The sequence below is a fragment of the Chelativorans sp. M5D2P16 genome (genome assembly GCF_034427935.1).
GTDB lineage: Bacteria > Pseudomonadota > Alphaproteobacteria > Rhizobiales > Rhizobiaceae > Chelativorans.
In genome coordinates this window covers 111623-124050 of record NZ_JAXQNM010000002.1, presented here as the reverse complement: position 1 = coordinate 124050, position 12428 = coordinate 111623, and the positions used below count along the sequence as shown (strand labels likewise).

The window sequence follows — 12428 nt, the reverse complement described above, 5'->3', positions numbered from 1 at the left end:
GGCATAAGCGGCTTCAAACAGTTTAAAAGGCGTCAAGCCAGGAGGGGCGCCCTGGCGCAGAAGATCAAGCTTTCGACCATCGCCGATGCACTCGGCGTATCGACGGCGACCGTATCGCTGGCGCTGCGCGACAGCCCGCTGGTGGCCGACGGGACGCGAGAGCGCATCAAAGAGCACGCCCGGGAAATCGGTTACATCTACAACCGCCGCGCGGCGAGCCTGAGAACGTCACGTTCAGGCATCGTGGGGGTCGTCGTCCACGATATCATGAACCCGTTCTTCGCCGAGATCCTGCGCTCCATCGAAAGCGAGCTCGATCGCTCGCGTCAGACCTTTCTTCTGTCGAACCACTACGACCAGCTCGAAAAGCAGCGCACCTTCATCGACACCCTTCTCCAGCTCGGGGCCGACGGGGTGATCATGTCGCCGGCCATCGGCACGCCGGCCCAGGACATCGCGCTTGCGGAGGAGAACGGGCTGCCGGTCGTGCTGATCGCCCGCTCGGTCGAGGGCGCGCGCGTCCCTGTCTTCCGCGGCGACGACGCCTACGGCATTGGTCTCGCCACCAACCATCTCATCTCGCTCGGCCACACCCGCATCGCCATGATCGGCGGCACGGACCACACCTCCACGGGCCGCGACCGCTATCGCGGCTACGTGCTGGCCATGGAGAAGGCGGGCCTCGAAGTGAAACCGGAGTGGCGCTTCCCCGGCCCGCGCACCAAGCAGGCGGGCTTCGAGGTCACGGGCGCCTTCCTGGCGCTCAAGGACAAGCCGACGGCCGCCGTATGCTGGAACGACCTTGTGGCCATCGGCCTCATGAACGGCATCGCCCGGGCGGGTCTGGTGCCCGGCGTCGACATCTCCGTCACGGGCTACGACGATCTGGAAGAGGCCGCCATCGCCACGCCGGCGCTGACCACGGTCTGGAACGGTCAGCGGGAGGTGGGCCGCAGGGCGGCCCGGGTGCTGCTCGACCGACTGAACGGCGCCGAGGTGAACCCGACCCAGGAACTGATCAAACCGGAATTGCACGTGCGCCAGTCGACGGGCAAGCCGGTCGAGCGGTAGCCGGCGGCGCGCTTGCCCCGCCGCCAGCGGGGCGGAAGCTACTGATGCGCCAGGCTTGGCCGGGAAATTTCGTGTGGCGGCGGCACGTGCACCAATTCATCCTTGAGAAGTTCGAAGATGTCGAGCGCTGCGCGCAGGTTGAACCGCCGCTCGTCGAAGAACATGCCGTAGCGCGCCGCGACCTGCCCCGGCAGGATCTGCGTACACGCGTTCAGTTCCACCGACAGCCGGTCGAGCACGTAGACAGGAAGCGGACACAGCGCGATACCGCTCGAAACGAGGCGGATCCCTGTCATGATGTCGTCGACCTCGCCGACGATGTCATAGACCACCTCGTGACGGCGCAGCCACTCGCGCGCCACGGCCCCGAGCGGGGAATGCGGCGAGGGCAGGACCACCGGAAGCCCGTGCGCGTCGTTCTTCATGAAGTCGAGGAGCTGCTTTTCGCCAACCCACTTCAGCGAAAATGCACTCGTCAGGTCCGGCGCGATCTCGGAAGGATAAAGGGCCCGGAAAACGGCGTCGAGCTCGCCCTGCTCGTACATCTCCTCAAGCCGGCGCGAGTCGGCGATGCGCCAGGCGAAGTTCTCCTTCATCTTGCCGAGCGCGCCCGTCCGCTCCACCAGAAGCGGCGCGCAATAGGTGCAGATTCCCACCTTCAGCTTTGAGATGTTCTTCTCGTAGCCGACCGTTTTCAGGCGTCTCTCCAGGTCCAGCATCTGCCGGATCAGGCGGGAAATCTCCTCCTTGACGATAATCTTGTTGCCCACCTTCTTGATGAGCGAGGTGCCGATCGCCCTTTCAAGGCGGCCCAGATGCATGCTGATCGCCGGCTGGCTGATGCCGAGCTTCAGGGCCGCGCCCGTCAGGCTTTTCGTTTCGATCACCGCCTCGGCGGCGCGCAGCGTCGCGAACGACAGCCCGTCCTGTTTGTGCGCACTCATCTTCCCCACCTCTTTCCCGTTTGAATGAAGGCTTTTCTTGCAATCATGTCCGTGGTTCGCGTTCTTCGTATCAAGCCTCTTCTCCTTGCTCACCCTTCTGAGACATGCAGGCCCCGTTCCCCGAGCGTGCTCGCCCGAGGCTGGAAAGCTGCGGTGATAACTGCTTCAACACCGCCGAAACCGGACGCCGGCGGTTCAAGCATATCCCGTCCAAGCAGTCGGCAGATTTACAACCTACCGTTTAAACCCACTCGGTTTACGGGAAACGCTCACTCAGATCGGTCCCAGCCCCTCTCAGGATCTCATCCCTATCACGCGCCCCTCCTGCCATCGACTGAACTTCACAAAAATTAACGCAGGAGTTGAATAATTACAACCTAAACGAGCGTCGCTTGCGACAACGTCCACAGAAAGCGGCTACGGCACTCAACCAATTGTTTTGAAAATGGGTTTTTCTTCAAAGGGCCTGCGCACATCCAACGCTGCGCTAAAATATTCAACCTTGCAATCAGCGTATTCCGCCGAATAAACAACCTGAAGTTTACGCGACACATACGTCTCGCACGGTGATTCGGATCGCGTGGAAATCGGAAAAGAGCCGTTCAATGGGTTTCGTTACGGCATCTCGCATGGTCGGTCAGCACCTGGATGACCTGGCATTCGCAAACCTTTCCGTGGCCGCACTCATCAACCATTCGTTGCAGCTCTCCGCGCAGCGCCTGCAACTTGGCAATGCGCGCCTCGACCTCCCGCAGATGACGCCAGGCGATGCTGTCGGCTTCATGGCAGGAGCTTTGCGGTGCTTCGCTGAGCGCCAACAGTTCGCGGATGTCGCCGACTTCGAAGCCAAGCTCCCGCGCATGCCGGATGAAGCTCAAGCGGCTGAGATCCTTTTCGTCGAACTGCCGCCGATTGCCGTCGCTGCGTGGTGGCGAAGGCAAAAGCCCGATCTGCTCGTAGAAGCGGATGGTGGGCACCTTCACCCCGGTCTGCCGGGCGGCCTCGCCGATGGAAATGACACGTGCGGACATTTTTTTGCTTGCTCCTATAGTCGCTAGAGGAAGTAAGGCTCCAATCGGACGAGTGCAAGGACGAGGAAGATGTCGGATCTTTTGGCCAGGAGCCGTTACCGGGTGGAAGGCATGGATTGCGCCGGCTGTGCGCGCAAGATCGATGCCGCGGTGCGCCGCATCGACGGCGTCGAGGACGTCGCCGTTTCCGCCACGAGCGGCGCGATGACCGTGGAACATGCCGACCCGCAGTCAGTGCGACCGGCGATCGAAAAGCAGGTTACGCGGCTCGGATACCGGCTTCACCTCCTGCCCGGAGAGAGCCCGGCCGAAGGTACTGCTGCGGCAACGGCCCGGGACGTCGCGCATACTGCGGCGGCCGCGGGTCACCCGGGGATTGCCGGCGAGGCGCCCTGGTGGCGGCAGCCTCGGGTGCGCCTGATCTTTTTCTGCGGTCTCGCCCTCGTACTGGCCTTTGCCGCAGGCCGCCTCCTGCCGAATCTGGACTCCTGGTTCTACGCCGCCGCCCTCATGGTAGGGCTGGTGCCCATCGCCCGGCGCGCCTTCGCCGCCGCGCTCGCGGGCACCCCGTTTTCCATCGAAACGCTGATGACGATCGCCACCGTGGGCGCGCTGGTCATCGGCGCGACGGCGGAAGCCGCGGCGGTCATCTTTCTCTTCCTCCTCGGCGAACTTCTGGAGGGCCTGGCGGCCGGTCGCGCGCGCGCCAGCATTCGGAGCCTGAGCGCGCTGGTGCCGAAGATGGCGCGTCTGGAGGGGGCCGACGGCCGGATCGAAGAGATCGCCGCCGAGCGGCTTGCCGTCGGAGACCACATTCTGGTCCGTCCCGGTGACCGCATCGCCGCCGACGGGGAGGTGCTCTCCGGCACCAGCAGCGTCGACGAGGCGCCGGTGACGGGCGAGAGTCTGCCCGCCGGAAAGGCGCCGGGAGACGCCGTCTTTGCCGGCACGGTGAACGGCGACGGCGTGCTTCGCCTGCGCGTGACCGCCGCCGCACAGGACAACACCATCGCCCGCATCATCCGGCTGGTCGAGGAAGCCCAGGAGAAGAAGGCGCCGACGGAGCGCTTCATCGATCGCTTCTCGCGCTACTACACGCCGGGCGTGGTTCTGCTGGCCGCCCTGGTGGCGGTCCTGCCCCCGCTAACCGTCGGCGAACCATGGCTCGAATGGATCTACAAGGGGCTTGCCATCCTGCTCATCGGCTGCCCCTGCGCGCTGGTGATCTCAACCCCGGCGGCGATCGCCGCCGCGCTTTCTGCTGGCGCCCGGCAGGGCCTGTTGATGAAGGGCGGGGCGGTGCTCGAGGAGGCCGGCCGGCTGCAGGTCGTCGCCTTTGACAAGACCGGCACGCTGACCCGCGGGCAGCCGAGCGTCACCGACATCATCTCCTTCGCGGCCGAAGAAGCCGAGGTGCTGCGCCTGGCAGCCGCCCTCGAGCAGGGATCCAGCCATCCGCTGGCCATGGCAGTACTCGAGAAGGCGGCCGGGCGCGACATCACCCCGCCTCCTGCAACCGAGGCGTCCGCAATCGGCGGCAAAGGCCTCACCGGAACCGTATCGGGGAAATCCGTCTACTTCGGCTCGCCTCGGGCGGCGGCCGAAACGGCCACCCTTACAGAGGACCAGTCAAGAACGATCGCAGCCCTCAACGATGCGGGCAAGACCGTTTCCGTGCTGGCCGTCGACGGCCGCGTCGCCGGTGCGATCGCCGTGCGCGACGAGCCGCGCGCGGACGCTCGGGCCGGACTCGCAAGCCTTCGGGCACTGGGAATCCGCCCCATGATGCTGACGGGCGACAACCGCCGCACGGCGAAGGCGGTCGCCGGTGCATTGGGCGTCGAGGTGCAAGCCGAGCTGATGCCCGAGGACAAGGCCCGTATCGTCGGCGATCTGCGGAAGGAAGGTTACAGGGTCGGCAAGGTGGGCGACGGCATCAACGATGCGCCCGCACTTGCCACTGCCGATATCGGCATCGCCATGGGCGGCAGCACCGATGTGGCGCTGGAAACGGCGGATGCGGCGGTTCTTCACGGCCGCGTGGGCGACGTTTCGGCCATGGTGGTGCTGTCGCGAAAGGCCATGGCCAATATCCACCAGAACATTACCATCGCCATCGGCCTGAAGCTCGCCTTCTTCGTCACCACCGTGCTCGGCATAACCGGACTGTGGCCGGCCATTCTGGCCGACACCGGCGCCACCGTCCTGGTGACGGCAAACGCCATGCGGCTGCTCGCGTGGAAACCGGGGGCTGAACGTGTCAAGCGTCCTTCGGTGCGCCAACGCGTGCGCGATGCGGCGCAAACAGGCAGGCAAGCCCCAGGATGATACCGGAGACCGTGGCGATCATGCCTGCCGCGCTCACCGCGTTGTCGGCCCCCAGCCAAAGGGGTCCATACCCCGCCAGCACATAGCCGAACACGGCCGAAACGGTTGCGAAGGCAACGCTCCACAACACCTGGATCTCCAGCCGGTTGGTCATCAGCCTTGCGGCGGCCGGCGGACAGATGAACATGGCGATCACGATGATGGAGCCCACCGCGTCGAACGCCGCGACCGCGGCAACCGCCGCGGCGACGACGAGACCGAAACCGAACGCCGCCGTCGGGATACCCACGGCCCCGGCGAAGCCCTCGTCGAATGTGGACAGCTTCAGCGGCCGCCAGAAGATGACGGTCAGGACTGTCATCAGGAGGGCCACGGCCGCCATGCGGAAAAGCTCTGGCGGCAAGGTCAAGAGCGCGGCCGGATCGACAAGCGATCCCCAGCCCTCTGCAGAAAACCAGATCAGGCTTTCCAGATTGCCGTAAAGGGCGTGTTCGACGTCGAGATGAACCCCGCTCGTGTCGCTCTGCTCCAGAAGCAGCACGCCGGCGGCAAAGAGCGCCGTGAAGACCACGCCCATCGCCGCACCCGGCTCGATCCGCCCCACGCGCTTGACCGTCTCGATGAGGACCACCGCGACCACCGCCGCACCCGCAGCCCCCAAAAGCATCGGCCAGGTGGAGATCACGCCCGTGACGAGAAAAGCCACGACAATGCCGGGCAGAACGACATGGCTGATGGCGTCGCCGATGAGTGCCTGACGCCTGAGGATGAGGAAGTTGCCGGGCAGCGCGCAGGCAATCGCTGCGAGGATGCCGATCAGCATCGGGGTCAGGCTGAGTTGCACGAAATCCGCGCCCATGGCGATCTCCTTACGCGACGGCCGCCGGCGGGCCGATCCGGCGGTCTATCTCGGCGATCTCGTCGCGGGTGAGCACCGTCTCGATCGGTGTGAGCCCGTCGTATCGGCCGGAAACCTCATCGTCCTGGTAGAGTTGGCGGGCGAGCGCCCAGCGCCTTTCATCGAGAAGCATCTTGGCGGCCGCCGCCCTGCCCTCCTCGGTAGCCACGGCGTCCTGGCGCATGAGCCCTTCGCGATGCAGGACCGCAAGAGTGAGCGGATCGTAGATCGCCTCGCCACGGGCGAGCGCCAGAAGCCCCTGTCGCCGGTGCACGCGCAGTTGGAAGCGCCGGTGCCGGAAAAGCGCGGCAAGCACGCCCCGCCCCGGCGCGAAGAGAAGGGACGCGCAAAAGATGGCGAACCCGATGAGCACGATGATGGGGCCCGTGGGCAGACCGGGCGCCGAAGCCGAAAGGGCAGCTCCCATATAGCCCGAAAGCCCGCCAACGATGCCGGCGATCAGAATCACCCGATCGGTGCGCTCCGTCCACAGCCGCGCGGTAGCCGGCGGGATGATGAGCATGGCGACGACCAGGATGAGGCCCACCAGCTTCAGCCCGATGACGGTGACCGCCATCACCAGCCCCATCATGGCGAGGTCCATGCGGCGCACGTCGATGCCGGAGGCCGCCGCGAACTCGGCATCAAAAGCCACGAGCGTCATCGGCCTCCTGAAGATGAGGACGAAAGCCACAGCGAGCGCGCCGCCCACAGCGATCACGACGGCATCCTGGAACAGCATGCCGGCGGTGGAACCGAGCAGGAAACTCTCCAGCCCCGCCTGATAGCCGCTCGACATGGTCTGGATGATGGTGAGCAGCACGATGCCGAAACCGAAGAAGACGGACAGAACCGCTCCGATGGCCGCGTCCTCGGCAAGTCGTGTGCGGCTGGCGATCCATTCCACCGCCAGTAGCCCCAGCCCGGCCGAGATCGCGGAGCCAACAAGCAAGCCGAGAAGATTGCGTCCGTCCCCGCCGAAGGCCACCATTACAATGAAGGCGATTCCGACTCCGGGAAGCGTCGCGTGCGCCGTTGCGTCGCTCACCAGCGAACGCTTGCGCAAAAAGAGGAACGTACCGCCGCTGCCGCCGGCGATGCCGAGAAGTGCGGCGCCGACGGCAACCAGCGCGGCGTTATAGCCGGCCTTGAGAAGAAGCGCGTCGAGGAAGAGGTCGATCATCGCTCGGCACCTGATTCTCGCACAGGATTTATCAGCACGCGCATGGCGACCGTCATGCCGCCGGCAGCTTCAGCTGATCGATATGCGCGGTGGCCAGGCGGCCGCCATAGGTCTTCTGCAGGTTTTCCGCCGTGAAGGTGGTCGCCACCGACCCCTCGGCGATCTTGCGCACATTGATCAGAAGCACGTGATCGAAATAATCGGCGACGGTCGCAAGATCATGATGCACGCACACCACGGTGCGCTTCTCGGCCCTGAGCGATTTCAGGACGTCGATGATCGCCCGCTCCGTGGCTGCATCGACCCCGGCGAAGGGTTCGTCGAGCAGGTAAAGCTCCGCATTCTGCGCCAGGGCGCGGGCCAGGAACACGCGCTGCTGCTGGCCACCGGAAAGCTGGCCGATCTGACGGTCGGCGAAATCGGCCATGCCGACGCGGTCCAGGCACGCGACTGCCCGCTCGCGGTGGTGCCTGCGCACGGGTCGCAAAAGGCCGAGCTCCCGATAGAGCCCCATGAGCACGACGTCGATCACGCGGGTCGGGAAATCCCAGTCGACGGAAGCCCGCTGCGGCACATAGGCGATGCGGTGCATGACCTTGGCGATCGGCTTTCCAAAAACCAGCACCCTGCCGGACAGGCGAGGCACGATGCCGAGCACCGCCTTCAGAAGCGTCGACTTGCCGGCACCGTTCGGCCCGATGATCGCCGTCATGGCCCGGGGCTGGAAGGTGGCGTCGACCGAGAAGACGGCCGGCTTCTGCCCATAGGAAACCGTGAGTTCCTGGATGCACAAAGGGCTTTCCACCGGGTCGGGTGTGACGATCCGCTGTCCCGCCTCACTGGCCAGTTCGAGTGCCGCGCCGGTCATCGCTGTCTGTCCTTCAACTGCCGACCGAGAGCATGCCGCGCATGCCACGCTCCGGCGCCTCGCCGCCCAGGGCGCGCGTGATCACGGTCGTATTGTGGTCGATCATGCCGATATATGTGCCCTCATAGGTATTGTCCGGCCCCATCGCGTCGGAGAAGAGCTGGCCACCGATCGCCACTTCCTGTCCCTTGGCCGCAGCACCCTCCGCCAGCGCGCGCATATTGCGGTCGGAGACCGAGGATTCGACGAAAACGGCACCGATCTCGCGCTCCACGAGGATGTCGACCAGTTGCGAAATACGGTTGAGCCCGGCTTCGCTTTGCGTGGAAATACCCTGAATGCCCAACACCTCGAAGCCGTAGGCGCGCCCGAAATAGTTGAATGCGTCGTGCGCCGTCACGAGAACGCGGCCCTTTTCGGGGACGGTCGCAAGCACCTTCTTCGCATAGCTGGCCAATTCGATGATCGCCTCGCGATGGCGCTCCGCATTGGCGCGGAAGACAGCCTCCGAGTCCGGGCGCACGGCAATCAACGCGTCCCTGACAGTGTCCACCACCCGCACCCACAGCTCCGGATCCATCCAGACATGCGGGTCGTAGCGGCTCTCATAGGTGTCGTGCGCAAGCAGCACGTCGCGCGGCAACGTCTCGGCCACGGCAACGACTTCGCGCCGGGCACCGAGTGATTTCATGAAGTCCTCCATCTGCGCTTCCAGATAGAGCCCGTGCCACAGCACCAGGTCGGCTCGCGTCATGGCCAGGATATCGGTGCGCGTTTGCCGGTATGCATGCGGATCGACTCCCGGCCCCATCAGCGCGCGCACCTCCACCAAGTCGCCGCCCACCTGCCGCGCCGCATCGGCGATCATGCCCGTGGTGGCCACCACCTGTAGCCTGTCCTGCGCTAGGACAGGGCCCGCCGGCAGCGCTGCAGCCAGAGGTAGGGCGAAAGCCGCCAGAAAAATGCGCCTGTTGCAGTCCATCAATCGATCCTTTCTCAAGCGGCCTTCGCAAATGCGTTCCGTTTGCAACACGCGGGCAAAACCAAACCCCAAAGGTACCGTCCGGGTTCCCAATTAATGCAACTGCAAATTATTTGCAAGAGGGAAGCGTGCCACTGGGGAACGCGTATGAATGCCGACACCGCACTATTCCGATCAAAACGACGTGAAGAGCGGCAGGGCAATCATTCGCCGCCATTACCGCGCCCTCGCCGTCCGCCTGGAAAGCAGAAGGCTCGTGCGAGGGCATAGATCGGAACACGGAGCATGGCCGGTTCTCCGCGTCCCGCCTGCGGGTCGGGCCGTTAGCGCTTTCTGCGAAGAATGGCCATGCTGCACAATGGAGCGCGACTTGGGGGATCGCTGCTGGCCAGGATGACGCCAAGGACAGCGCCCCTCGCGTCGCTTCGACCGATATCCCCTTCGGGAATGGGTCACGGGCACGCGCGCCATGGTGCATGGCACCACATCCGGTGTTCACAATCACGTTACCACCGGCCGTGCGATGAAAAATGTGAACACATCCGCGGTCGACAAATACACTTTTTTACGTCAAGAGAGTCACGCGATACGATTTACTGTAAACGAAATGGTATACAACTATTATTTTATAACCTATGACTTTTCAGGTTCGTCAATCGAACGCCGCCCCCCAAAGGCGTTTTGAGCCGACAAAGGATTGAACGGCATTGACGAAACATAGGTAAGCGGTGCTCCAGAGAACCGTCTTACACCATGACTACAACAGCTGCTGGGAGCGTTCTTTTTTCAGAACCAGAGCATAGTATCCCAGAACAGGCCGCGCCCGTCGAAACGGACGCGGCCTTTTTTCGAAGCGAATGCGTCCACGGGCGACAAAGGGTTGGCCGCACCCGGAAGGTACCTGTCGTTTATTCTACACTGGGCTACATTCACCCGGCGTATGCGGACGCTCCAACGGGCCGGTGCGCGTAGCAGGTTCAATGCAGCGAGAACGCCATTTTCGCCCGCTCGCAAAAAACGGTTCAATCCACCTTCAACCGGGCGACGAGATTGCGCGCCGAGGAATAGAACTCCCGGTACAAAATGACGGCGAAGATCAGCACCGTTACCGCGATCGCGGCAATCGGCGAGATGAACCAGGCCAGCATGCCGAGGGCGAAATAGTAGGCGCGGATACCCTGGTTGAAATTGCGCGCGCCCAGCGTGTTCAAGGCCGCCATCACATAGATCTCGTCAGGATCCTGCTTCTCCGAATGATCGGCTGCGCCCAGCATGATGCAGAAGTGATTGAATTGTCTGAGCGACAGCGTGAAGGAGAGGAAAGCCAGCACGAAGATGACGAGGATGAGGGCAAGGTGGATTTCCACGTCAACCTTGGAGATCTCCTGACGCGGCTGAATGATGTTCACCGCCTCGACGACGGAACTGATCTGTCCGTAGACGGCGAACAGCGCCAGGATGATGAGCACCGTGGTCGAAGCGAAGAAGGAGACCGCGCTCATAAGATTGCCCGACAGGATCGCGTCGAGCGGCGTGTCGCGGCGCACGGCGTTGTGCACCCAGCGCCGGCGCTGCGCACTCATGATGACGGACAGCGACGGCCGAACCACCTCGATCCGACTGGCGAGCATATTGTAGAACACCCAGCACAGGAGCGGAAAGAGAGAGCCGGCCAGTGTCACGAAACTTCACCCGTCAGGTCTTTTCCCCTTTCTAGAGGCGCTCGGCAGCGGACGCAAATACCGGCAGGATTCAACCAGCCGTGAGCGCCGCTTGCAGGGCATGCCACGACGCCTTGGGTGTCCGCTCCAGCGTATCGAAATCGACATGAACGAGCCCGAACCGCTTTTCGTATCCAAGCGCCCATTCATAATTGTCGAGCAGAGACCAGATGAAATAGCCCTTGAGCGGCAAGCCGTCTTCGATCGTCCGCCGCGCTTCGGCCAGATGGCGGTTGAGAAATTCGATCCTGTCCGGATCGGCGACCGAGCCGTCGACCAACCGGTCGGGCGAGGCCATCCCGTTCTCGGTGACGTAGATCGGCAGCCCCTTGGCATATTCGCGATGCACCCTCCGGATGAAGAAGGACAGGCCCTCGGGATGGATTTCCCAGTCCATCAGCGTCTTTGGAAGCGGTCCCTCCACCTCCTTGAGCGCCGGGAACTGTCCTGTGCCGTCGGGCGCGATGAGCTTGCGCGTGTAGTAGTTTATGCCGACCCAGTCGACCGGCGTGGCGATGGTGTCGAAGTCATCCTCGTAGCCGTCCGGCATGTGCGGGGCGAGCCCGGCGAGCACCTCCTGCGGATAGGACTTCTTGAAAACGCCTTCGATGAACCAGCGGTTATAGATGGCATCGTAGAGCTGCGCGGCGGCCCTGGCCTCCGCGCTCTCGTCGGCGGGAGCGGCATATTCGAAATTGGTGATCAGGCCGAGATTGCGCATGCCGAGCGCCCGCATGGCCGAGATCGCCCTCCCATGGGCGAGCAGCACATGGTGCATGGCGCGCGCGGCCGCCCGGATGTCGCGCAGGCCCGGCGCGTGCTCGCCCAGGAAATGGCTGAGCCAGGCCACGCACCACGGCTCGTTGACCGGCACCGTCGCAGCCAGGCGGTCACCGAGACGCCGCCCCACGAGTTCGGCGTAATCGGCGAACCAGTGTGCGATGTCGCGGTTGCGCCACCCGCCGAGATCCGCAAGGGCGGCGGGAAGATCCCAGTGATAAAGCGTGGCGAAGGGCTTCAAGCCACGCTCCAGCATTCCGTCGACGAGCCGGTCGTAGAAGTCGAGCCCCTCCGCATTCGCCTGCCCGGCCCCTTCCGGCAGGACACGTGCCCAGGAGATCGAGAAACGATAGCAGTCGAACCCGGCCCGGCCGACGAGATCAAGATCCTCCGCCCAGCGGTGATAGTGGTCGCAGGCTGTCGCGCCATCCTCGCCGCGCGCGGTGTTGCCGGGCGTGGCGGCAAAGGTGTCCCAGTGCGATGGGCCGCATCCGCCGAACCGCGCCCCTTCGATCTGATAGCTCGAGGTGGCGACGCCGAAGCGGAAATCCGCCGGAAAGTCCGCCCGCGTGTAATCCATCGCCTGCCGGCCGGCTCGCTCACCCATGATGTACCCTCCAAA

General features: G+C 64.1%; 10 protein-coding genes. 2 read left to right on the top strand and 8 right to left on the bottom strand.

Annotated elements, in window-relative coordinates; translation table 11 throughout:
• Nucleotides 1-51 precede the first annotated feature (51 nt).
• Entirely contained in the window at nucleotides 52-1071 is a 1020-nt protein-coding gene (locus SIN08_RS00580; protein ID WP_322449560.1) for a LacI family DNA-binding transcriptional regulator, read from the top strand.
• Between the two features lie 38 nt (nucleotides 1072-1109).
• On the opposite strand, the gene SIN08_RS00575 is transcribed toward SIN08_RS00580, so the two are convergent.
• Both SIN08_RS00575 and SIN08_RS00570 read right to left on the bottom strand, forming a co-directional pair.
• Complete coding sequence (locus tag SIN08_RS00575) at nucleotides 1110-2015, bottom strand: LysR family transcriptional regulator (RefSeq protein ID WP_322449516.1); 906 nt, start codon at nucleotides 2013-2015, stop codon at nucleotides 1110-1112.
• 602 nt (nucleotides 2016-2617) lie between these two features.
• Nucleotides 2618-3046, bottom strand: coding sequence for a helix-turn-helix domain-containing protein (locus SIN08_RS00570; RefSeq protein ID WP_322449515.1), 429 nt, complete (start codon nucleotides 3044-3046; stop codon nucleotides 2618-2620).
• 69 nt (nucleotides 3047-3115) lie between these two features.
• On the opposite strand from SIN08_RS00570, the gene SIN08_RS00565 reads away from it, so the two are divergent.
• On the top strand, nucleotides 3116-5374 hold the full coding sequence (locus SIN08_RS00565) for a heavy metal translocating P-type ATPase (protein WP_322449514.1): 2259 nt from the start codon (nucleotides 3116-3118) through the stop codon (nucleotides 5372-5374).
• On the opposite strand, the gene SIN08_RS00560 is transcribed toward SIN08_RS00565, so the two are convergent.
• The 6 genes from SIN08_RS00560 to SIN08_RS00535 form a co-directional block, all read right to left on the bottom strand.
• Nucleotides 5307-6233 (bottom strand): metal ABC transporter permease, encoded by a 927-nt coding sequence (locus tag SIN08_RS00560; protein WP_322449512.1) that lies wholly within the window; start codon nucleotides 6231-6233, stop codon nucleotides 5307-5309. The two genes, SIN08_RS00565 and SIN08_RS00560, sit on opposite strands and share 68 nt — an antisense overlap.
• A 10-nt stretch (nucleotides 6234-6243) precedes the next feature.
• Complete coding sequence (locus SIN08_RS00555) at nucleotides 6244-7455, bottom strand: metal ABC transporter permease (protein WP_322449511.1); 1212 nt, start codon at nucleotides 7453-7455, stop codon at nucleotides 6244-6246.
• Nucleotides 7456-7507: 52 nt separating this feature from the next.
• The gene (locus SIN08_RS00550; protein ID WP_322449510.1) at nucleotides 7508-8323 is read right to left on the bottom strand and encodes a metal ABC transporter ATP-binding protein; all 816 of its coding nucleotides are present in this window, start codon (nucleotides 8321-8323) and stop codon (nucleotides 7508-7510) included.
• A 13-nt stretch (nucleotides 8324-8336) separates the two neighbouring features.
• Nucleotides 8337-9305 carry a metal ABC transporter solute-binding protein, Zn/Mn family gene (locus SIN08_RS00545; protein WP_322449509.1) on the bottom strand — a complete coding sequence of 323 codons (969 nt, stop codon included), beginning with the start codon at nucleotides 9303-9305 and terminating at the stop codon, nucleotides 8337-8339.
• A gap of 1022 nt (nucleotides 9306-10327) precedes the next feature.
• Nucleotides 10328-10987 (bottom strand): DUF599 domain-containing protein, encoded by a 660-nt coding sequence (locus tag SIN08_RS00540; RefSeq protein WP_322449508.1) that lies wholly within the window; start codon nucleotides 10985-10987, stop codon nucleotides 10328-10330.
• A 70-nt stretch (nucleotides 10988-11057) separates the two neighbouring features.
• The gene (locus SIN08_RS00535; protein WP_322449507.1) at nucleotides 11058-12413 is read right to left on the bottom strand and encodes a GH1 family beta-glucosidase; all 1356 of its coding nucleotides are present in this window, start codon (nucleotides 12411-12413) and stop codon (nucleotides 11058-11060) included.
• Nucleotides 12414-12428: the final 15 nt, after the last annotated feature.

Excerpts from the sequence above, each read along its gene's own strand:
- SIN08_RS00555 (WP_322449511.1), bottom strand. The coding sequence starts at position 7,455 with ATGATCGACCTCTTCCTCGACGCGCTTCTTCTCAAGGCCGGCTATAAC.
- SIN08_RS00565 (WP_322449514.1), top strand. The coding sequence starts at position 3,116 with ATGTCGGATCTTTTGGCCAGGAGCCGTTACCGGGTGGAAGGCATGGAT.
- SIN08_RS00535 (WP_322449507.1), bottom strand. The coding sequence starts at position 12,413 with ATGGGTGAGCGAGCCGGCCGGCAGGCGATGGATTACACGCGGGCGGAC.
- SIN08_RS00570 (WP_322449515.1), bottom strand. The coding sequence starts at position 3,046 with ATGTCCGCACGTGTCATTTCCATCGGCGAGGCCGCCCGGCAGACCGGG.
- SIN08_RS00560 (WP_322449512.1), bottom strand. The coding sequence starts at position 6,233 with ATGGGCGCGGATTTCGTGCAACTCAGCCTGACCCCGATGCTGATCGGC.
- SIN08_RS00545 (WP_322449509.1), bottom strand. The coding sequence starts at position 9,305 with ATGGACTGCAACAGGCGCATTTTTCTGGCGGCTTTCGCCCTACCTCTG.
- SIN08_RS00550 (WP_322449510.1), bottom strand. The coding sequence starts at position 8,323 with ATGACCGGCGCGGCACTCGAACTGGCCAGTGAGGCGGGACAGCGGATC.
- SIN08_RS00575 (WP_322449516.1), bottom strand. The coding sequence starts at position 2,015 with ATGAGTGCGCACAAACAGGACGGGCTGTCGTTCGCGACGCTGCGCGCC.